The sequence below is a fragment of the Biomaibacter acetigenes genome (assembly GCF_003691585.1).
GTDB classification, from domain to species: Bacteria; Bacillota; Thermosediminibacteria; order Thermosediminibacterales; family Tepidanaerobacteraceae; genus Biomaibacter; species Biomaibacter acetigenes.
In genome coordinates this window covers 714,323-735,733 of the sequence record NZ_CP033169.1, presented here as the reverse complement: position 1 = coordinate 735,733, position 21,411 = coordinate 714,323, and the positions used below count along the sequence as shown (strand labels likewise).

At 44.4% G+C, this 21,411-nt stretch carries 23 protein-coding genes and 1 riboswitch; all 23 genes read right to left on the bottom strand.

The window, feature by feature from the left end; all coding sequences use genetic code 11:
* The 23 genes from gcvH to D2962_RS03485 all read right to left on the bottom strand — a co-directional run bounded on the left by gcvH (nt 1) and on the right by D2962_RS03485 (nt 21,385).
* Nucleotides 1–387 carry a glycine cleavage system protein GcvH gene (gcvH, locus tag D2962_RS03595; RefSeq protein ID WP_122014169.1) on the bottom strand — a complete coding sequence of 129 codons (387 nt, stop codon included), beginning with the start codon at nt 385–387 and terminating at the stop codon, nt 1–3.
* Between the two features lie 39 nt (nt 388–426).
* Nucleotides 427–1,515, bottom strand: a complete 1,089-nt coding sequence (gcvT, locus tag D2962_RS03590) for a glycine cleavage system aminomethyltransferase GcvT (RefSeq protein ID WP_120765406.1) — start codon at nt 1,513–1,515, stop codon at nt 427–429.
* 203 nt (nt 1,516–1,718) lie between these two features.
* Nucleotides 1,719–1,847: riboswitch (glycine riboswitch) on the bottom strand.
* Between the two features lie 58 nt (nt 1,848–1,905).
* Nucleotides 1,906–3,063 (bottom strand): LL-diaminopimelate aminotransferase, encoded by a 1,158-nt coding sequence (locus D2962_RS03585; protein ID WP_120765407.1) that lies wholly within the window; start codon nt 3,061–3,063, stop codon nt 1,906–1,908.
* Nucleotides 3,064–3,167: 104 nt separating this feature from the next.
* Complete coding sequence (locus D2962_RS03580; RefSeq protein WP_122014168.1) at nt 3,168–4,172, bottom strand: 1-aminocyclopropane-1-carboxylate deaminase/D-cysteine desulfhydrase; 1,005 nt, start codon at nt 4,170–4,172, stop codon at nt 3,168–3,170.
* Between the two features lie 35 nt (nt 4,173–4,207).
* On the bottom strand, nt 4,208–4,927 hold the full coding sequence (locus D2962_RS03575) for an ABC transporter ATP-binding protein (RefSeq protein WP_245984878.1): 720 nt from the start codon (nt 4,925–4,927) through the stop codon (nt 4,208–4,210).
* Nucleotides 4,911–5,693, bottom strand: coding sequence for an ABC transporter ATP-binding protein (locus tag D2962_RS03570; RefSeq protein ID WP_122014167.1), 783 nt, complete (start codon nt 5,691–5,693; stop codon nt 4,911–4,913). Before D2962_RS03570 ends, D2962_RS03575 begins: the two co-directional genes overlap by 17 nt.
* Nucleotide 5,694: 1 nt before the next feature.
* A complete protein-coding gene (locus D2962_RS03565) occupies nt 5,695–6,579 on the bottom strand; it encodes a branched-chain amino acid ABC transporter permease (RefSeq protein ID WP_122014166.1) in 885 nt (294 codons plus the stop codon).
* Between the two features lie 14 nt (nt 6,580–6,593).
* A complete protein-coding gene (locus D2962_RS03560; RefSeq protein WP_122014165.1) occupies nt 6,594–7,466 on the bottom strand; it encodes a branched-chain amino acid ABC transporter permease in 873 nt (290 codons plus the stop codon).
* A gap of 78 nt (nt 7,467–7,544) precedes the next feature.
* Entirely contained in the window at nt 7,545–8,780 is a 1,236-nt protein-coding gene (locus D2962_RS03555; RefSeq protein WP_222927665.1) for an ABC transporter substrate-binding protein, read from the bottom strand.
* A 398-nt stretch (nt 8,781–9,178) separates the two neighbouring features.
* Nucleotides 9,179–10,021 (bottom strand): diaminopimelate epimerase, encoded by an 843-nt coding sequence (gene dapF, locus D2962_RS03550; RefSeq protein WP_122014164.1) that lies wholly within the window; start codon nt 10,019–10,021, stop codon nt 9,179–9,181.
* Nucleotides 10,022–10,248: 227 nt separating this feature from the next.
* Nucleotides 10,249–11,157, bottom strand: coding sequence for a diaminopimelate dehydrogenase (locus tag D2962_RS03545; RefSeq protein WP_122014163.1), 909 nt, complete (start codon nt 11,155–11,157; stop codon nt 10,249–10,251).
* Nucleotides 11,158–11,431: 274 nt separating this feature from the next.
* On the bottom strand, nt 11,432–13,294 hold the full coding sequence (locus D2962_RS17420) for a sigma-54 interaction domain-containing protein (RefSeq protein ID WP_162991086.1): 1,863 nt from the start codon (nt 13,292–13,294) through the stop codon (nt 11,432–11,434).
* Nucleotides 13,295–13,533: 239 nt separating this feature from the next.
* Nucleotides 13,534–14,226: a deoxyribose-phosphate aldolase gene (gene deoC, locus D2962_RS03535; protein ID WP_120765410.1), complete on the bottom strand. Its 693-nt coding sequence runs from the start codon at nt 14,224–14,226 to the stop codon at nt 13,534–13,536.
* Nucleotides 14,227–14,242: 16 nt separating this feature from the next.
* Entirely contained in the window at nt 14,243–14,638 is a 396-nt protein-coding gene (gene rbsD / locus D2962_RS03530) for a D-ribose pyranase (protein WP_120765411.1), read from the bottom strand.
* A 43-nt stretch (nt 14,639–14,681) separates the two neighbouring features.
* Entirely contained in the window at nt 14,682–15,341 is a 660-nt protein-coding gene (gene deoC, locus D2962_RS03525; RefSeq protein ID WP_120765412.1) for a deoxyribose-phosphate aldolase, read from the bottom strand.
* The gene (gene rbsK / locus D2962_RS03520; protein ID WP_120765413.1) at nt 15,338–16,288 is read right to left on the bottom strand and encodes a ribokinase; all 951 of its coding nucleotides are present in this window, start codon (nt 16,286–16,288) and stop codon (nt 15,338–15,340) included. The genes deoC (D2962_RS03525) and rbsK overlap by 4 nt, the downstream gene beginning before the upstream one ends.
* Before the next feature lie 21 nt (nt 16,289–16,309).
* On the bottom strand, nt 16,310–16,711 hold the full coding sequence (gene rbsD, locus D2962_RS03515; protein WP_122014162.1) for a D-ribose pyranase: 402 nt from the start codon (nt 16,709–16,711) through the stop codon (nt 16,310–16,312).
* 16 nt (nt 16,712–16,727) lie between these two features.
* The gene (gene hxlB / locus D2962_RS03510; RefSeq protein WP_222927664.1) at nt 16,728–17,285 is read right to left on the bottom strand and encodes a 6-phospho-3-hexuloisomerase; all 558 of its coding nucleotides are present in this window, start codon (nt 17,283–17,285) and stop codon (nt 16,728–16,730) included.
* Nucleotides 17,263–17,928 (bottom strand): 3-hexulose-6-phosphate synthase, encoded by a 666-nt coding sequence (gene hxlA, locus D2962_RS03505; RefSeq protein ID WP_122014161.1) that lies wholly within the window; start codon nt 17,926–17,928, stop codon nt 17,263–17,265. Before hxlA ends, hxlB begins: the two co-directional genes overlap by 23 nt.
* Before the next feature lie 24 nt (nt 17,929–17,952).
* Complete coding sequence (locus D2962_RS03500; RefSeq protein WP_425456614.1) at nt 17,953–18,537, bottom strand: glucose-6-phosphate isomerase; 585 nt, start codon at nt 18,535–18,537, stop codon at nt 17,953–17,955.
* A 10-nt stretch (nt 18,538–18,547) separates the two neighbouring features.
* Nucleotides 18,548–19,495 carry a shikimate dehydrogenase family protein gene (locus D2962_RS03495; protein ID WP_122014160.1) on the bottom strand — a complete coding sequence of 316 codons (948 nt, stop codon included), beginning with the start codon at nt 19,493–19,495 and terminating at the stop codon, nt 18,548–18,550.
* Nucleotide 19,496: 1 nt separating this feature from the next.
* The gene (locus tag D2962_RS03490; RefSeq protein ID WP_222927663.1) at nt 19,497–20,465 is read right to left on the bottom strand and encodes a phosphotriesterase family protein; all 969 of its coding nucleotides are present in this window, start codon (nt 20,463–20,465) and stop codon (nt 19,497–19,499) included.
* Nucleotides 20,462–21,385 (bottom strand): phosphoglycerate dehydrogenase, encoded by a 924-nt coding sequence (locus D2962_RS03485; protein WP_122014158.1) that lies wholly within the window; start codon nt 21,383–21,385, stop codon nt 20,462–20,464. The genes D2962_RS03490 and D2962_RS03485 overlap by 4 nt, the downstream gene beginning before the upstream one ends.
* Nucleotides 21,386–21,411: the final 26 nt, after the last annotated feature.

Sequence of the window (21,411 nt, the reverse complement as noted above, 5' to 3'; positions counted from 1 at the left end):
TTACTCCCCTTCCAAAATATTTTCATAATCCTCCGGGCCTAAAAGTTCATCAAGTTCGCTCTCGTCATCCAGTTCCACCACTATCATCCAGGCATCCTCATAGGGGCTCTTGTTTATGAGTTCGGGGTTGTCTTTCAGCGCTTCGTTTACTTCAACCACGGTGCCGGAAACCGGGGCATAGATGTCCGATGCCGCTTTCACCGATTCTACCGTGCCGAAGGTTTCACCTTTCACAACCTTGTCTCCCACTTTGGGTAGGTCCACATACACCACATCCCCCAGAGCCTCTTGAGCATGGTCGGTGATACCGATGGTTCCCCTGCTTCCTTCTACCAGTATCCACTCATGCTCTTCGGTGTACAATAAATTTTTTGGAATCTTACTCATTTTTTATCACTCCTTGATTTTTGATTTTATATAAATACTCTATTTCCCCGGTCGCAAGGCTTTTAAAAAATTTTTGGGCACAGCTTCAGCCTTTAGCCTTTTTCCCCGAATTTCAATCTCAAACTCCTTATCGATATAATCTTCCATAGAATCCTGTGGCAATTGCACCAGAGCCATGGCCAGGTATTCCTTTAAATACGGCGCAAAATTTCCCGATGTCACAAATCCTGCTTCACTATCCCCGAAAAATACTTTATATCCCTGACGGGGTACGCCTTTTTCGTTGAGCTTAAGGCCTACAAGCCTGCGCCCTTTATTTTCTTTCACCTGGCGGTACAGCGCATCTTTGCCGGTAAAATCTTTATTAAACTTAATAAACGGTAAGAGCCCCGCTTCCACAGGGGTTATGCTTTCGGAAAGTTCGTGGCCGTAAAGGGGCAGCCCCGCCTCAAACCTCAGAGTGTCCCGGGCCCCCAGGCCACATGGAGTGACTCCTGCCTCGATAAAGTCTGCAAAAAGCTTAATGATGGACTCCGGCGGCCCGTAAATTTCAAGACCATCCTCGCCGGTATAACCGGTACGGGATATTATCAATGATTCCTCGCCGTATTTTAATTTTATGAAGTAAAATCGGGCAATATGTAATGGACCAAGCAACTTTTCGGCGAACTTGAAACTTTCCGGCCCCTGGAGGGCAATTTCTGCACAGGTTTCGCTCAAATCTTCGATTTCCACACCGGCGGGAGCATGGGTTTTAATGTATTCAAAATCCTTATCCTTATTGGAAGCGTTCACCACTAGAAAATATTTGTTATCATCCATGCGGTAAACCAGTAGATCGTCCACGGTACCCCCATCATCATAGGTCATGATGGAATACTGCACTTTGCCATCTTTCAATACGGCAATGTCGTTAGTGAGCAGCCCGTTTAAAAAATCCGCTGATTTCTCCCCTTCCACCAGTATTTCTCCCATGTGGGCCACATCGAAGACACCGGCCCTGGTCCTCACGGCCATATGCTCATCGATGATGGAAGTGTATTGTATGGGCATTTCAAAACCGCCAAATTCTACCATCCTGGCCTTTAACTTTAGATGAGCATCATACAGCGGTGTCCTTTTTAACATTATATCCCTCCTTTTCAATTTAAACTTCTCTAAAAGTAAGTATATGCCTCCGAAGTCTTATGTAATGGTTCTGTTACTAGGTTCCAAACAAAAGCGTCAAGATATACAGTCAAAACAAAAAATGGTTCTAAACTCAAAGTATATATCACTTCTTGAGCCTAGAACCCCTGCTATAATCGCAGCATTTTACTCCTCCAGAGGCTGGTCCAAAGGCGGTCCTTTTGCCTGAGAGTATCACCCAAAAATCCCGGGTTTACCCCTTCGGCGCCCACACTCCAATACAAGCGTTGTCGCATCTCAATTCGGCTGTGGGTCTCTCTCGCCTTTTTCATTCCATATATCATTTTGTTTTAAATATTACCATAGATTATAAAATTTGACCAGATTGTGTTAAAAAATTTCCTTCATCCTCTTTATAGCCTCTTTTATCCTATCATCGGGTGTCGTCAGTGAAATCCTGAAGAATCCCTCGCCATACTCTCCATACGCATTGCCCGGAATTACCACCACCGCAGCCTTTTCCACCAGCATTTCGGAAAAAGACATGGAACTATAGCCTTCCGGCACCGGTGCCCAAATGTAAAAGGTGCCTTTTGGAGCCGATACATCAAATCCCATTTCTTTTAAGGCACTTACCATCATGTCTCGACGGGCGGTAAAGATGGATCTCAGCTCCTTCAAGCTGTCCTGAGGCCCTGTAAGGGCTTCAACGGCTGCTTTCTGGATGGCGGTAAACTGGCCGGAGTCCACATTGGTCTTTATCCTACCTAAGGCTTTCATGATGTCCCTGTTGCCCACGGCATACCCGATGCGCCACCCGGTCATCCTGTAGGGTTTGGACAGGGAACCCAGTTCTATGGCTATATCTTCCGCCCCTTTAACCGAAAGCAGGCTGGGGGATTCGTATCCGTCATAGGTGATTTCGGCATAGGCGCTGTCATTGCAAATGACGATATCATATGTTTTTGCAAACTCCACGGCTTCTTCAAAAAACTTCTTGTCGGCCACAGCCGATGTGGGGTTGTTGGGATAGCATAAAAACATGAGCTTTGCTTTTCTGGCAATATCGGTATCGATTTTTGTAAAATCCGGCAGGAAATTGTTTTCTTTGAGCAGCGGCATGGTATAGGGTATGCCGCCGGCAAAAAGTGTAGCGGTCTTATAAACGGGATATGCGGGATCCGGAATCAGCGCATAGTCACCATGATCCACGAAAGCATACGTCAGATTCACAATGCCTTCCTTAGAACCTATGAGTGCCATGACTTCATTTTCAGGGTTTAATTTTACGTCAAAACGTCTCTCATAATATTCGGCCACAGCCTTACGAAATTCAATGGAACCTTCGTAATCCGGATAGCGGTGAAAAGCCGGTTCCCATATGGCCTTTTCCATCACTTCAATTATATTGTCCGGTGTAGGCAGGTCCGGGTCTCCAACTCCGAGAGTTACCACATCTACGCCTTTTTTCCTGAGTTCAGCGATCTTTTTATCGATCTGGGCGGAAATATATGGTGGGATTTTGTTGAGGCGCTCGGCTACTTTCATAGACATTCCTCCAGACTTTTGTGTGTATTTATGTTTATATTACTTATATTTATATTATTTTTCAAGTCCTGAAATTAAAAGCTCTCTATATTATTTGCGCTATTTTACAGCATATCTCCTATGATTTTTTCATATTGAAATATGCCTCCAAGCCCTCCGGTGTGTATAAATAATACCTTTGACCCCTGCGGTATAATTTTTTTATCGATAAGGTCCAGCATGCCACAAAAAGCTTTACCGCTGTAAACCGGATCAAGATAAAATCCTTCTCTGGATGCGGCGTACATTATAACTTCTATTACTTCTTTGACGATGGTACCATAGCCCCCAAAGCCGTATCCATCAACTGTAACGGATTCAATAATTTCACGGTTGATCTCTGTTTTTATGTCCAGAATCTTAGAAAGGTCATTTATAAGGTTCAAAACATCTTCGATGAGTTCATCCCTGGGGTCTCCCACCCCGATATTTAAAACGCGGGTTTTGCGTTTTAACACATTAAATCCGAATAAAAGACCGGCCTGGGTCCCGCCGCTGCTGCTGGGGCTTATAACATAGTCAAAATCCAATCCCAATTCTCTTTCCTGCTCCAGTATTTCCGCCGCTGCCTTTATATATCCCAGGGCGCCGGTGGGGTTTGAACCGCCGATGGGTATAACCATGGGATTTTTGCCTTTTTTTTCAAGCTCTTCAGCTATGTTCAGCATTATATCGTTTAACTCCCTGCCGGTCATGACATCATACACCCGGATGTCGGCCCGGAGCAATTTGTCCATCAGCAGGTTTCCCAGATTTTCTTCCTTTCCCCTTAAAACAAGGATTGGCGCAAGCCCGAGCTTTTTCGACGCTGCGGCAGTCTGAAGGGCGTGATTCGAGTGGACAGCCCCCGCCGTTACCACGGTATCGCATTTGCAGGCCAGGGCTTCTCCCATCAGGAATTCCAGCTTTCGCGTCTTGTTGCCGCCCAGGGCAAGCCCCGTAAGGTCGTCTCGTTTTACGTATAGGTCAACTCCGGTTTCTCTGCTGATGTTGTCCGCCCGGACTATGGGAGTCATCCCCCACAGCATCTTGACTTTTGGAAAACGGTTTAACTTTTCTAATAAGTCCATATTGAACTCCTTCCATCTTTTGCATACTAAGAAAATTAGATGACCTTGTGCCTGACTCCAAGATAGGCCTCCTGGACAGCCGCATTGGCCAAAAGTTCCTTTCCGGTGCCCGAAAGCACTATGCGCCCGGTTTCAAGTACATAGGCACGGTTTGCCATTTCCAGGGCCTTGTGAGCATTTTGCTCGGCCAGAAGTATAGTGGTTCCTTTGTCTCTAATCTGCCGGATAGTCTTAAAGACCTCGGAAGTATAGAGCGGTGAAAGACCGAGCGAAGGTTCATCCAGCAGAAGAATTTCGGGTCTGGACATAAGCCCCCTGGCTATGGCCGCCATTTGCTGCTCACCGCCCGAAAGCGTTCCTGCATATTGGTTGGATCTTTCCTTTAATATAGGGAAAAGGCCATAGATAAATTCCAGGTCTTTCTTTACTTCATTTATATCATTTCTTAAAAATGCTCCCATTATCAGATTTTCTCTCACTGTCAGGTTGGCATAGAGCCTCCTCCGCTCCGGCACTAAGATAATTCCAGATGCGGCCACATCATGGGCAAAAGAAGGCAGGGGTCTGTCTTTATAAATTATCGACCCGTCCCTTGCTTTCAAAACTCCGGCAAGAGTCCACATGAGAGTGGATTTGCCCGCGCCGTTGGCGCCCACTATTGTTACAATCTCTCCCTTGGCTACCTGCAGACTGACATTTTTTAATGCGTGGATTTTTCCGTAAAAAACATTTATATCTTTAATTTCCAGCAACATTGGCATATTCCTCCCCCAGATAAGCCTTCAGCACTCTTTCATCGCTCTGCACCTTTTCTTTAGACCCATCTATCAGCAATTCGCCGAAGTTGATGACTATAATTCGGGGACAAAGTTCCATGACCACATCCATGTGATGTTCTATTAAAATAATGGTAAGATTGTACTGCTCCTTGATATACCTTATCAAATCCACCAGCGCCAGAGATTCTTCAGGATTCATGCCGGCGGCGGGCTCATCCAGGAGAAGAAGTTTCGGCTTTAATGCAAGGGCCCTGGCGATTTCCAGCTTTCTCTGCAGGCCATAGGGCAGGCTGTCCGCTCTGAAATTTGCATATTGTTCCAGACCCACAACCTTTAAATACTCCATAGACCTTTCAGTAAGGTGACGCTCCATTTTAACGACTTTTGGGGTTTTCATCAGGACCTGGGTAAAATTATAATTTGCTTCCCGAAAAAGAACTGTCTTTATATTCTCCATCACGCTCAACTTGTTGAAAAGACGTATATTCTGAAAAGTCCTGGCTATACCGCCCCGCACAATGGAAACAGGGTCACACTTATTTATATCCTTTCCTTCAAATAAAATGATTCCCTCGGTAACCTTGTATACGCCGGTTATAAGGTTAAAAACCGTGGTTTTACCGGCTCCATTGGGTCCAATCAAACCTACGATTTCGCCGTCATTCAACGAAAATGATAAATCCTTTACCGCCACTATGCCGCCGAAACATTTTGTAACATTTTTCAGCTCCAGCAACGACATTTTACATCCTCCTCCCGCCGGCGCTTTGATTTGCAGCCTTTCTATTGAACAGGTTTTTAAAAGAAGCAAAAGAAAGTTCGTGGTACCCCATGATTCCTGATGGCCTGTATATCATGATAAGAACCAGTATCAAACCATATGCCACAAGACGCCACATATTGGCCACCCGCAAAACCTCAGGGACAGCGATAAAAAGAGAAATGGCAATGATGGGACCGGTGAGGCTTCCCATCCCCCCGGCTACCACCGCTGAAGTAAGCTGTGTGGAGAGGATAGATGTAAACATGGCCGGCTGTATAAAGTTAAGATAGTGTGCAAACAGTCCGCCCGCCAGGCCTCCGCAGGCCGCGCTGTAAACGAGAGACAGCATTCGCACCCGGAAGATGTCTATACCCGCCATCTCTGCAGCTACCGCATCTTCTCTTACGGCAATGGCATTTCGGCCAAATTTGGACCAGATAAAGTTTCTTGTCATCCAGACTACTATTACCGAAAATATGGCTACAACCGGCAGAGTGGTAAAATGAGAAATCCCGGGAAGTCCTCTTGCACCCTGAGTTATGGAGAGATTTTCCAGTATGACTCTTACAGCTTCACCAAATCCCAGGGTTGCTATCGCAAAATAATCGCCGCGAAGTTTTGCCCTCAGTGTCGGAAAGCCTATCACGAAACTCACCATAGCGGACATCAGCATACCTGCAAGGAGAGCAAGAATAAAGGGTACATTATAAAAATACGTCAGAATAGCCGCGGTATAAGCTCCTATGGCCATAAAGGCTGCATGCCCCAGTGAAAATAGCCCTGTAAATCCGGTAAATACCGAAAGGCCTACTGTTGCGATTATTTCTATGCCTATTACAGAAATTACTCCATAAATATATTCCATAGATATTCCCCCTTTTACACCTTTTCTTCTAAATATTTACCAAGCAGGCCGGCCGGAAGGATGACAAGAAATAAAATAACCAGCGAAAAGCTGAAAACATCTCTTATGACTGAAGAAACATACACCGACACAAAAGTCTCCAGCACTCCCAGAATAACCCCACCGATAACGGCGCCGGGCAGACTTCCCAGGCCGCCTATTACTGCCGCAATATACGCCTTGTTGGTTATCCAGCCCATGGTAGGATAAACCATATATTTTACTCCCAGGAAAACTCCGGCCAGACCTCCGAAAGCGCCGGCAAGTATGAACACGATTCCTATAAGTTTATTCATGTTCACTCCGTTCAGCGAAGCTACTGTCATATCGTAAGAAGCCGCTCTGATGGCAGTTCCCATTTTTGTCCTGGTTAGGAAAAGGTGAAGGGCGAAAATGGCTATGAATGAAAATATCAGCGCAAACAAGTCCAGAGGACTTATGTCGCTTCCAAAAAATTTGATGGTGGATTGTTTAAATATTTCCGGAAAAGAATAAAAATGTGACCCCACAGTCACATACACCATGTTTTCTAAAAAAATTGAAACACCCATGGCCGTTATCATCAGATATAAAGGCGGAGCTTTTCTGTTTATAAGGGGACTGTAGGCCAGCCTCACGTTTATTAGAGCTAGCAGCGCCGCCCCAACAATGGCGCCAATAAAAGAAAAGGGGAAACCCAATTTAAATGAGGATATTAAAAAATATCCTATATATGCCCCCAGCATTATGATAGTGCCGTGAGCAAAATTGCTGAAATTCAATATTGAAAACACCAGGGAGTACCCTACCGCCATCAATGCGTAGATGCCTCCGATAGAAAGTCCCGTGATCAATGTTTGTAGAAACATTGTTTCATCTCCTGTCCTGCGATGGTATTTAAAGATAAGGGGGGCAAGCCCCCTTATCTGCATCTATTCTTTTTCTTTTTACTTTGTAACATATTTTTCTACGTAGATAAATTTACCATCTTTCACCTGTTGGATTATTGCCGGCTTATTTAAAGGATTATGAGTGGAAGGATCGATGGTCAGTATACCTGTTAGCACTTTCAGGTTGCTCGTATTTTCAAGGGCATCGGCCAGCGCTGGGCCATCGGTGGTTCCTGCTCTCTTTATGGCGTCAACCAGCATGTAGAGAGCGTCTATTGCCATGACAGGATTCGGCAGTACCGGATCCGTATTGAATTTTGCTTTATATTCCTTTATGAAATCCTGTATGTCCGGATCTTCCATCGAAGCCAGGTTCACAAAATAGCCGCCCTCCACGGCCGAGCCACCCAGAGTGATAAGATCCGGACTTCCCCAGTTGTCCCCGCCCATCAGGGTTGCCTTTATGCCAAGGTCTCTTGCCTGTTTGGCCGCAAGAGCCGCTTCTTTCTGGGCTGTGGGGATGAAAATAACATCGGGATTGGCCTGTTTTATCTTTCCAAGCATGGCCCTATAATCCAGTTCTCCAGATCTGAAGGCTTCTTTACCAACAATTTCGCCTTTCATTTCTTTGAATGCATCCTCAAAATACTTGGCAAGCCATGCGGAATAATCTGAACCCACATCATATAAAATGGCGGCTTTTTTTGCGTTCAGCCTGTAATAGGCAAACTGCGCCGCAACTCTGCCCTGGAACGGGTCAATGAAGCATGTCCTGAATGCGTATTTCCTGAGCTGACCTTCCTTGGGAACCGTTACTAGAGGGTTGGTTGCAGTGGTGGCTATAAAAGGAACCTTGGCTTCTTCAGTAACCGAAGAAATGGCATTGGCCACACCGCTCTGAGCAGGGCCAATAATAGCCACTACTTTATCCTGCTCAATCAATCTTTTTGCCACATTAACGGCTTCTATGGAATCGGCTCTATTATCATAAGATATAAGCTTCAGCGGTCTTCCGTTCACACCGCCTGCCGCATTTATTTTCTCAATCTCCATTTGAAGGGCGTTTTCTTCGGATTGACCCCACATGGAAGCATCGCCGGTTAAAGCTACTTCATGGCCTATCTTTATGGGTTCTTTGCCGCTGCTCTGACTCTGCTCAGACTGAGTCTGACTCTGGCTTTGCTGCCCACTCTGATTATCGGTCTGTTTCTGCCCTCCGCAAGCTGTCATAAAAATACCTGCTACAAAAACCAGAATCAACATCAATGTAAGATAATAATACTTTTTTCTCATTCTGATTTCCCCTCCTTAAATTATTACCTAAACTCTTTTAATATTTTCTTGCACGATATTCCCCTGGGCTCACCCCCTTTAAATGAAAAAATCGTACGCAAAAGCACAATTTTCTGCAATTACCTGTGCGTATTGGTTTTATATATTCGACATGTTTAGAAAAACTCCTCTATGGGAAATAATTATACAGTTGTTAATGTTAGCAAATATAATGCCATCAACGAAACCGGCCTGTGTCATTTCTAAAATTCAATAATTATGAGTTTTGGCTGTATATAAAAAGTTCGCATATATGAACTATATTTAATTTCCTCAATAAAGATTTAGAATAAATTTAGTCGTTAACTTGTGTTCATAAATGCGAACCTTGTGTTTTATATTATGAACTATATAGTAATTTATAATCCTGCCAGAATTATATCTCCTGAATATACTTCCTTTGCGGGGCCTGTCATGAAAACCCTCCGGTCATCCTGTATCTCAATCATCAGGTCCCCCACCGTAAGTGATACCTTAACCTTGTTTCCGGCAATACCTTTTTTGTATGCGGCCACCGCCGATGCACAGGCTCCGGTCCCGCAGGCAAGAGTCAGCCCGCATCCCCGCTCCCATACCCTCATCTTGAGGTGGTCTTTCCCTTTCACCTCAATAAATTCCACATTGGTCTTTTTCGGGAAAAGGGGATGATTTTCGAGAATGGGCCCAACCTTCTCTAGCGGTACGCCATCAACATTATCTACAAAAATGACGCAGTGAGGATTTCCCATAGAAACTCCGGTAGCAATATATTTCCGGTCCTGCGCCTCAACTTCCAGGTCTAGAGCTTCTTCATCAGGGCTGCCCATTATCGGGACATCTTTTTTCAAAAGACTGTAGTGCCCCATATCCACCTTGACGGCTTCTATAACATCGTCGATTATTATGATTTCCGGCTTCATAATGCCCGCCAGAGTTTCCACAGACATTTTAGTTTTGGAAACAATACCTCTTGTAAAAACATACCGGGCAAAGCACCGGATGCCGTTGCCGCACATGGGGGCTTCGCTGCCGTCGCTGTTTATGACCCTCATTTTTACGTCTGCCTTATCTGACGGCAGAGCCAGAATCACTCCGTCGGCCCCGATCCCCAGATGCCTGTCGCACAATTTTTTTGCATTCTTCACGACGGCGGCGGCATCTTCCCTGAAGCCGTTGACTAAAATAAAATCATTCCCCAGACCGTGCATCTTTGTAAAGTACATAAGATAAATGCTGCATCTCCTTTCAGCTTTTTTCATCTTTTATTGAAAGTATTATATCATAAGTTTTGTACTGAGCAAAACAAATAATCTAATTTAATTACACAATGTGGCATGCCACAGAATGGCCGTCTTTATCCACCAGGGGAGGTTGCAATTAACTGCATACGGCCTTCGCCATGGGGCACCTGGTATGACGGCTACTATTATATATACATTTTTCCAGGGATTTATACCAGCCGCCTCAGCAATGCTTCCCTTTCCCCATATATGTAATCAATAGGCGGGATTTCCGGCAGGGTGTAGCATCCCGGTTTTTGCCTGAGGCTGGCTCTGGCCGCGGATACCATGACCTGGGCCGTGGCCGCAGGGTTTGTCACCGACATGATGAATTCCATCCTCTGGTTATGAGTTATGCCCGACACGCCTTTTCTCTCCATGTGGACGCCGTGCCCTACATCGATAAGGCTTTCAACGTCTTCGACGCAATACACATGGGTTTCATCATGGACAAAATACGGGTCTTGTTTGATGGCTTCCGCTACTTTTTCAAATTCGTACCCGTCTTTTAGCTTTACGTATACGAGGCGTTTGTGAAGGCCGGTGCCTTCGGGTATTGTCATAGATACGGCGTCCTCTACACCTTCCACAGCCTTAACAGCCACCGTATGCCCCATGCTCATGCCGGGACCGAAATTGGTATATGTAAGCCCTTTTGGAGCAATGGCTTCCATGACCGTCCTTATTATAGAGTCGGTGCCCGGGTCCCATCCGGCGGAAATTACGGCAACAGCATTATGCGCCTTTGCCTCTCTGTCAAGATCCCGCCTCATCTTCATTATCGCTTCTCCATGGATGTCAAAGCTGTCTACGGTGTTTATCCCCTGTTCAAGATATTTTTTCGCCACTTCCGGCACCGCCCGGCTGGCAATTCCAAGTATGGCGACATCAACCTCCCCAAGTTCCTTCACATCAGTGACCACAGGAATCTCCCCTGCCTCTTTCTGTACTTCCGCCACTTTCACCGGATTTCTGAGGACTACGCCTGCAACCTCCATATCAGGGCTTTCCAGAACGGCAGCCAGGGCTTCCCTGCTCACATGGCCAAAACCCACTATGGCGATTTTTGCTTTTTCCAATCCTGTCTCCTCCCCAAGGTTAATTTTTTATTACCGTTAAATCCGAGAGACGAAATTTTTTTCGTATTTAACAAAAAGCAATTTACATGCCATACTTACATAAGCCTCAATACAAGCCCGAAAGTATCCAACAATGCAAAACAAAAAGTTCGCATTTGCGAACTTTAAAAATAAAAATAACATTAAATCGGCTATAATGTACCACTCGACCCCTTTAAGATACTTCTAAATGTAAACTCTAAAGCTATTCCGCATTTATGTGCTTTTTCCGCAATCACGAACTCATGGCTTTTTTTAGCTTTTTATAGAAATTGGTTTTACCCACTCCCAGCATTTCCATAGCCTTTTTTCTATTGCCGCCGCAGATTTCAAGCGCTTTTTTTACCGCATGAATTTCCGTCTCCATCAAAAGCTCTTTTAAAGGTCCGATTTTTTTTACAGTTATCATGTCGTCGATATTATCATTCTTGTTTTGCCCCAATATATATTCAGGCAGATGTTCAGGCATGATAATGTCCCCATCAGCCATTATTGCAGCCCTTTCCAGCACATTTTCCAGTTCTCTTACATTTCCGGGCCAATCGTAATCCAGAAATATCTTCATGACCTCGCCGGATATTTGAACAGCTTTCTTTCCGGCCCTTTCCGCCATTCGGGGGAGAATATAACTCACCAGAAGATACAGGTCTTCCTTATGTTCCCGAAGGGGCGGCAGCAGAATGGAGATTACATTTATCCTGTAAAACAAATCTTCCCTAAATTCTCCTTTTTTAACCGCTTCCTCCAGATTTCGGTTTGAAGCTACAATAATCCTGATATCAACCTGGATAGGTTTTACTCCACCCACCCGCGTGAAAGTTCTCTTCTGTATGACATGGAGGAGCTTTGCCTGAAGAGTGAGCGGAAGTTCCGCTATTTCATCAAGAAAAATGGTACCGCCATCAGCCAGTTCGAATTTCCCCTGCTTTTCAGCGACAGCCCCTGTAAAAGCACCCTTTTCGTGGCCGAAAAGCTCGCTTTCCAGCAGATTTTCTGGAATAGAAGCACAGTTGACATATATAAAGGGACCGTCTCTACGAGAACTGGCCCGGTGTATGGCCTCTGCAAAAAGTCCCTTGCCGGTGCCGCTTTCCCCGGTCAGAAGCACTGTCGAACTGGTTTCCGCGGCTTTTTTTGCCATTTCTACCACCCGTCGGATTTTCTCGCCGCTTCCAACTATGTCCCTGAAAGCTTCCTTTTGAATCCTTTCAATTTTTATGCGGTTTTCAAGATTCTCCAGGGATGTTAAAACTTTCTGGCGCTCATTTTGAAGAGCTTTAAGCTCGGTTATATCCAGCACTTTCAAAAAAGCGCCAACCTTTTTACCTTCGATCACAAGAGGTTCCATGGAACATCTCACAGGAATGCCGTTAATCATGGACTCCAGGCCCCTCACCTCACAGCTTTCGCCTCGGGCAACGGCCATCAAACCCCGGATTATATGCGAGTCGGGGTGAATCTCGTTTATATGTTTTTCCAGCACCTGAAAGACCTGGCCGTATTTCCCCTTTCCCCGAAAAGGTTTGCCATACAAAACCGCCTTGAGCTCTTCTTGCCGAGCCGTGTAGCCTCGGGTCTGATAAAATTTAACCTGGTGGCTTGTCCCATCAACTATAATCATGTGGCCTGCAGCCCAGCGAAAAACATAATCGTAATGGCTGCTGTCTACCGTTACCCTCAAGCGTTTCAGATCAAAATCAATCTGCGCTTTGAGCTTTAAACCGTCTATTGAGGTCTCAACCGAAAGACGTTCTGCCGGTATCTTTTTATCCAGCCTGTTGAATACGCCGCTTCCAGTTCCGCCGCCCACCGTCCCTATGGCTACGACGGCATCTCCTCTCTCTATCTCCGACGGTTCTATCCCTATAACCCTCAAATCTTCCGGTTCAAGTCCACCGTCATCGGCGCCCAGCAGGTTGTCTGCAATAATGACAATATCCCCTTCAGCGATCCTTCCTTCCGGGTGTCCGGGGCCCTCGTCGGGATTAAGCCCGAAAATGTCTCGGGCCATACGGTTGTAAATCTTGATGTGCGCCATGGAATCTATGGCTATTATACCTTCATCGATAAGTTCTATTACGGAAGATTGGTAATCCATACATTTCACCTTTTTGAATAATATTTTCGAATTTAATTAAAACTCATATTTCGCACCCTTTCATATACTGAACCAACAATTTTTACTAAAACGACAAAAATCTCATTCATTGAGATAATATATATTCTTAAATTATTTCTTTTCAGCTATTATATCACAAGAAATATATTAAACAAATATAAAATAAAATGTGGCGGTTCCTTTCTTAATTTTTTCCGGAGGAACCGCCTGTAACAATGCTAGCTGAACCTTTCCATATATTCTTCCATGATTTTAGTTCCCGAACTTGTCCCCAGTCTTGTCGCTCCTGCCTCTATCATGTTCAGAGCGTCTTCCAGAGTCTTAATTCCGCCCGCGGCTTTAACCTGAACTCCACTGTCACCCAGGGCTTCCTTAATCAGGCTTACGTGTTCCACTCTGGCTCCGCCGCCCTGAATCTGTCCTGTTGATGTCTTTATAAAGTCCGGTTTAACTTCAGATGCTATTTTACACATTGCTATGATTTCATCATCTGTCAAATAATAAGTTTCAAGTATAACTTTGCATAATACGTTGTTTTGCCTGCATACTTTCAGTATTTCTTCCATCTCTTTTTTCATATAGTCATAATTTTTTGCCCGAAGTTCGGAAATGTTTATCACATAATCTATTTCAGTGGCGCCTATTTCTATCGTATGTTTTGTTTCAAAAAGTTTTTCTTCCAGAGTATTGGTACCCAGGGGATAACTTACGCCGGTGACAATTCCCACACCTGTTCCCGCCAGCAATTGCCTGCAGTATTTTATTGAAGAGTGATTGACGGCAACAGATTTAAATCCATACTTTATGCTTTCCTTGCATAATTTTTCCAGATCTTCTCTTTGAACATCAACTTTCAAATTAGTGTTGTCGATCATTCCCGCCAGGTCTTTCAATGTAACATTACATTCCATTTTCTTTTCTCCTTTTTTAATAAGCGCAGCCGCATACCAGCATGACATTCGAATACGGAGTAAATTCTCCGGTTCTGATGATGGCTTTTGACTTTTTACTTCTTTCCTTAAACTCGGTATGGGGTACATATTCAATTTCTTTATCGCCAAGTAATTTTAATATCTCTTCGTGCATCTCCGGGCTTACTTTCTTGCTTTCCTCAGCCATAATTACTTTTTCAACTACAACTTCATTTAATACGGCTTTCAATACCTGGATTTGTCCTGGAGTTCCCGGTTCGAATGCCAGGTCCACTCTCTGATTTTCATCGGGAATAGGCAAACCGGCGTCACATATGACTATCGTATCCATGTGACCGAGGCTAGCGATGACCTCATTCAGTCTTTTGTTTAATATACCGCCCTTTTTCATCCACATAACGCTCCTTTACATTGAATTAAAAATGATAACTTATCTAGTCTTCCATTTCAGAAACAATTTTTATTGAAGAACTGGTGCCCAACCGGGATGCTCCCGCCTCGATCATGGCTTTTGCGGTTATTGCGTCTTTGATGCCTCCGGCGGCTTTTACCCCGGCTCTGTCCTTCACCGTTTCCTTCATCAATTTTACATCCTCCAGAGTTGCACCGGATTTATTAAAACCGGTGGAAGTTTTGACAAAATCCGCTCCGGCTTTAATACAGATTTCGCATGCTTTTTTTATTTCGTCTTTTTCCAGCAAACAATTCTCCAAAATCACCTTAACAATCGCCTTTCCACCGGCGGCTTCCACGACTGCTCGAATATCCTTTTCCACCAGTTCGTAATCCTTTTCTTTCATGGCGCCGATGTTCATCACCATATCCACTTCGCTGGCGCCATTGTCAATGGCGTTTTTCGTCTCAAAGGCTTTAACTTCCGGAGTTGCGGCTCCTAAAGGAAATCCTATCACCGTACATACTTTCACATCTGTACCTTTCAACAGCTCTGAAGCCAGTTTTACCCGGCACGGATTTATACAGACGGAAGCAAAGCCGTATTCTATTGCCTCTTTGCACAGGGCTTTGATCTGGTCTGATGTCGCTTCGGGTTTTAACAGTGTATGATCGATGAATTTTGCAAGTTTTCTGCTCATTTTTTATCACCTTCGTAAAAATGCTTTTTTAAAAATTCTTCGACTTCTTCTCTCCAGGGCATGGCAGGAGCGGTTCCTATCCGAGTGACCGAAATTCCGGCCACGGCATTTCCAAAAATGGCTGCCTCTTTTATGCTTTTGCCTTCCGCCAGAGCCGTGGCAAACCCGCCGTTAAAGGCATCACCGGCGCCAGTGGTGTCGATTACGTTGTCCAGCGCAAAAGCGGGAACATGGCCCTCAAATTCCGGCGATTTTACATATACCCCATTCGAACCCAGAGTTATGACGACAGATTTTACCCCTTTCTCAACAAAATACTCGGCGGCTTTTTTTGCCCCTTCTATATCTTTTATTTCAATCCCCGACAGAATCGATGCCTCGGTCTCATTGGGCGTCAAAACGTCGACTTTTTTATATATTTGCTCGGGAACAGGCTGAACGGGAGCAGTATTTAAAACGACCATTACTCCGTATTCGTTGGCTATGTCGATTGCCTTATATACCGCACTTAAATTTGTTTCCAGCTGTGTCAACAACAGCTTCGAATTCCTTATTTCTTCCCTTACCGATTCCACTTCGTCATCGGTAATGTAATTGCACGCTCCTATGGAAACCACGATCTCATTTTCCCCGGTGCCGTTTTCAACCATGATAAGGGCTGCGCCTGTCTCATGTTCATTGTCAAAAAATATATAGTCTGTCCTCATTCCTACACTTTTAAAGCTATTTAAGGCAATTTGGGCAAAATCATCTCTCCCGAGTTTTGTGACCATTGTCACATCGGCTCCCGCCTTATGAGCGGCAACCCCCTGATTTGAGCCTTTTCCTCCGGGCCCCAGTTTAAAAGGCCCTCCAAACACGGTCTCACCCCTTGCGGGCAAATGGGGAGTCCTGCTCATTAAGTCGACCACAAAGCTGCCGAGCACAGTTATTTTTGGCTTTTTCATAGATACTCCTCCGAATCAATTTTAGTATACGCAACCCGCCACAAGAACCATGTTGCCGTAATGGGTCCCGAAATCGCCGGTGCGTACTACCGCTTTGGATTGCTTTATTATTTCTTTCAATTCCACGTGCGGCACAAACTCAATGGGGAAATTATCGGGAAATCTTTTTTTAATCTCTTTTAAAAATTCCGGAGCATGTTCGTGAATCTCTTCCGCCAGTATTATTTTTTCTACGGCAAGCTCATCCAGAACGCCATCCAGAACCTGAAGCATTGTCGGAATATTTGGCAGAAATGCCAGGTCCACTCTCTCGACCCCCAGTGGGACGCAGTATCCGGAGTCCACCATGGCAAGATAATCCTGGTGGCCTATCGATGTCAAAACATGCTTCAATTGCGGATGAAGGATTCCCTTTTTTATCATTCCAACTTCCTCCCTTTTATTCTAAATTGGCATGGTTTTTAAACATTTCGTCGGATGAAATTCCGGTCTTCTCCATGATTTTCATAATCATGATTTCGCATGTCAACAAAAGAGCCTGTTCAAACAAATTTCCCATGGGCTGAATGGATTTATATTCAGTTTCTATTTTTGCCGTGGGAGCCGGAATTTCAATAACCCAATCAGCCAGGCTGCCTAGACTGCAGCAACCCGATATGGTAATGACTGCGATCTTGCACCCAATCTTTCTTGCCTTTTTCGCCCTGGCGACAAGCGAACCTGTTTCGCCCGAACCTGAGCCTATTATCAATATATCTTTTTCTCTTGCGCCGGGAGTAACCGTTTCGCCCAGAAAATATGTGCAAAAGCCGATGTGCATCAGCCTCATGGCAAAGCATCTCATCATATATCCGGATCTTCCCGCGCCGTCAACAAAAATCCTGCCGGCGGAACGTATGGCTTCTGTCAGCTCATCGACCTTTTCCTCCGACACCGCATCGAGGGTCAGGGAAATTTCATTGAGGATCTTATTCTTATACTCCGCAAATTTCATCATCTTTACCTATCCTGCTTATATTTTCCATTTTTTCTTTCATGGCTCTTGCAATCTCCCGGGGATTGGGCGCTTTGGTCAAGCCCCCGCCCACTATGACAATATCGGGCTTTTCACATATAACAGCATCTATGTTTTCAAGTTTGATTCCACCGGCTACTGCCAACCTTGCATTTTCAATACTTTGTTTTAACGTATACAAATCTGCCAGCGGGTTTTCGGATTTCTGATTGTCCACCGCGGTGTGCACGCAAATATAATCTATTCCCAAATCTTGCAGGAATTTAGCTCTTTCTATAATGTTCTTCACTTCTATCATATCCGCCATTACCTCTTTGCCAAACTCTTTCGCACACACAATGGCGTTTCGAATTGTATTGGGCGAGGATACCGCCAGCACCGTGACGATATCCGCTCCCGCTTCAAAAGCCATCTTTGCCTCTTCATATCCGCTGTCCATGATTTTCATATCGGCAAGAATAAGTTTGGTCGGAAATCTTTCTTTGAATGTCTTCACTGCATTTATACCGTTTTGCAATAAAAAAGGCGTTCCCATTTCTATTATATCTATAAAGGGCAGTATGTCTTCCGCCAGCTTGACAGCACGATCAATGCTGATAAGATCACACGATAATTGAAGTTTCATAAAAAACTCCCCAAAAAATATTTTTTAACTCCATCTGGGGTTGTCAATTACCACAGGTCTGCCGTCCTTTTCGACAATAAGTTTTCTGAACCCTTTTGTTTCTATCGTTCCATAATCGTGTCCCGCATCGGCCCTGAAGGCAAAAAATGTAATTAAAGGCTCGGTCGGGCTCACATTGATGCTTCTATGGGCCCATCTTTTGGGGACATATACGGCTTTACCCGGGGCAAATTCCTGAGCGTCCCACTGGCCTTCAGGGGTTTCCATCAGCATATAGCCTTTTCCTTTTATGCAGAAGTAAACCTCTGCCGTTTCCAATACCGTATGGAAGTGGCCTTTTGTCATAAAGTATTCATTGCCGATTTTCCCCGGATATACAATGCTGGTACCAAAGGCGATGTCTCCGACAGTTTCAGGAATCCCCATCTCATAAAATTCATAAATGAGGGGGTCTTCATTTTTCAAGATATCACCGGCTTTTTCGGTGTCATAGAACATGTCCGCCATATTTGAAAGATATCTTTTTGAGGCTTTTTTTAACCTGGACAAGCCGGTTGTCAAATCAAAATCAATATCAAACGGTCTCAATATTTCGTTCATTTCTGCCATCTCCCATGTCTCATCTGTAGCTTTGCGCAATTTCGCTCAGCCGCTTCAATCTTGCGCTGTCGATATCGATGTGAAACACTTCGGCAATAACCTGAGTCCATCCGTGTATGAAGTATATCCATCCATCTTCCACATATAGATTTTTATTATCTTTCTGTCTTAAAGCCTGATGCATAAAATCCAGATCCCCTCTATAGTTAAACTCCCATACGAGGCTGTCCCGGGGGAATTCGCATGCATCGGTCAGCGGCGATCCCGGCCTGTCTTTCCCCAGGCCTGTGGCGTTGATTATAAGTGAATGAGGTTTTAATTTTTCAAGCAGTTTATCATTGTCCTCTGGCTGGGGGCACAAGTGATATTCAATGGGAATCGGCGGATTTAATTGTTTAATGATTTTTTCCATGGAAACCAGCCTGGGTTTGCTCCTGTTGGAAACGATTATTTTTGAAGGATAATTTCCATTATGCTTTTTGTTAATCAAGTAAGATGTTACCGCAATGGAGCTTCCTCCGGCTCCCATAATGAAAACCTCACCGCCGTAACTCCTCCAGTAATCCTCCGGTAAAAACGCTTCCAGCGCCAATCCGCTTGAAATGGGGTCCTTCGCGTAGCCTTCCAGTCTGCCTTCTTTTTTCGATATGGAAGATAATTCTCCAAAGGCTTTCGCATAGGGGTCCAGATATTCAAACATATCTTTGGCGGCATTGTACAAATCAATCTTATGAGTTGTAACCAGCGCTCCCAGAGATTGTTCATCATTTTTGATAAAGTCCACTACCTTCCTGTAATCATCCGGATCTGCATGGATCTCCATATCTATCCCTTTCAGGACCGCATCTTTGAGCCCCAGTTCCTCTGCCCACAGAGGAAAAACTTTCATTATTGAAGATTGCTTTGTAGTGACTCCAATGAAATACATTGTCGGTTGTGTTGCCTTTTTCGGTAATTCTACAGCCATTCTATACGGTTTCACTCCTTTTTGCCAAAGCTTCTGATGGGTTTATTATTGTAAATTTCTCTATCATTTCTTGCGTTATACCCAGCTCCAGGAGCAGCGGTATAAACTTTTGCTTTATATATCCCAGGCCTATACTGCCACCGTAGCTTAGCAGCCTCTCCCTGGTGGTATCGAGGCCCAGCAATATTTTGTTTTCAAAACCCGATTCAACCATCTCTACAATGAATTTTGCTTCCTCCAGATCGCTGTGATATTTAAACCTGCCTATAGTATCATATTCCATAAATACTCCGGTTTCCGCCACAGCTCTGTGATATCCCATGTCGCTCAAATCTCTGTCAAGATGGCAGATTATGATGGAATCCGGGTTCACGCCTTCCTTTACAAAAAGTTCTATTTGTTCCAGGGCATGTTTTCCCATTTCCGTGTGGCTCAAGATGCAAAAACCGGTACATCTGGAGGCTCTGGCAGCGGCCAGAAATAGTTTTTTGTATTCATCCGTTATGCCTTCACTGTCAGAAGCAGTTTTAATTATGCCCGCTTTCGATGAAATTGCCTTTTCCGGCGCTTTATAATCTCCGTCTGTAAACATACCCTTTTCAAGCTCATGGATAAAAATATCCGCCAGTTTATCCTCATTTATGTTTTTAATCCAATGGTCCTCATCGTAAAAAATCATCTTGTGAAATCCCGTAGAAGCAATTATATGGACATGCGCCTTTTCGGATGATTCGGCCAGATATTCGGCCATCCTTCCGCATCCAACCGGCTGCGCATCCACAATACTCTGACCGCCCAAATTTTTATACATTTTCAGTTCTTCTACGGTCCTGCCCAAATCGTCTATTCTCAAAGCCGGATTTACCTTTTCCGACTTCCCGGGGGCTATGAATAAGTGCTCATGGCTGTGGCAAAAACCCAGTTTTTCTTTCGGGATAAGCCCGAGAACAGTCTGAATATTTGACCTCAAGAAAATAGGTCCCTTACAAGATTTTCCACAGCCATCAGCCCCATATTATCCACCGCCTCGTAAGTAGAAGCCCCATTGTGAGAACTGATTACCATATTGTCCAGCTCAAAGAGCTTTTTATTGGTCGGCGGTTCATGCTCAAAAACGTCGATGCCTGCACCGTATATCACATTTTCTTTTAACGCTTCATATAAAGCCTCCTCATCAATGAGGCCACCCCGGGCAGTGTTAATCAATATGGCATTTTTCTTCATCATATGAAGTTCTCTTTTTCCTATCATTTTGTAAGTATCTTCCGTCAAAGGCACATGAAGTGAAATTACATCGGCGTTTTTGTACAGCTCTTCAAGGCTCACATACTTCACGCCGTATTCTTTAGCAAATTTTTCATCCGGATAAACATCATAGGCAAGGATATTCATATCGAAACCTTTTGACCTTTTAATTACACCTTTGCCTATATTGCCAGTTCCAACTACTCCGAGCGTTTTACCATATATTTCCATCGTCATGATTTTGTTCCAGTTGTTTCTTCTGCACTCCCTGTCGATTACATTGATTTTCCTGGCAACTGCCAGCATAAGACATACGGTAAAATCCGCTACAGCGTTAAAATTGGCTCCAACGGTCCTTGATATCTTTATCCCCCGCTCTTTTGCATAATCAAGGTCAATGTTATCGACACCGACACCGTATTTTGATATGGCTTTTAGATTCTCAGCTTTTTCAAGGACATTTCTTGTAAGAGGATCAACGCCTATTATTACGCCGTCTACATCTTTTATAAGCTCGGTTATTTCCTCTTCCACGAGCGGCCTTTGATACGGATTTTGCACTATTTCAAAGCCTTTTTCGAGAAGCATCTCCAGGGGTTTTGGATCATGTTTAGCAAAGGACCTGGGTGTCACCAGTATTTTCATGCTGTTATCACATTCCTTCGATTAAA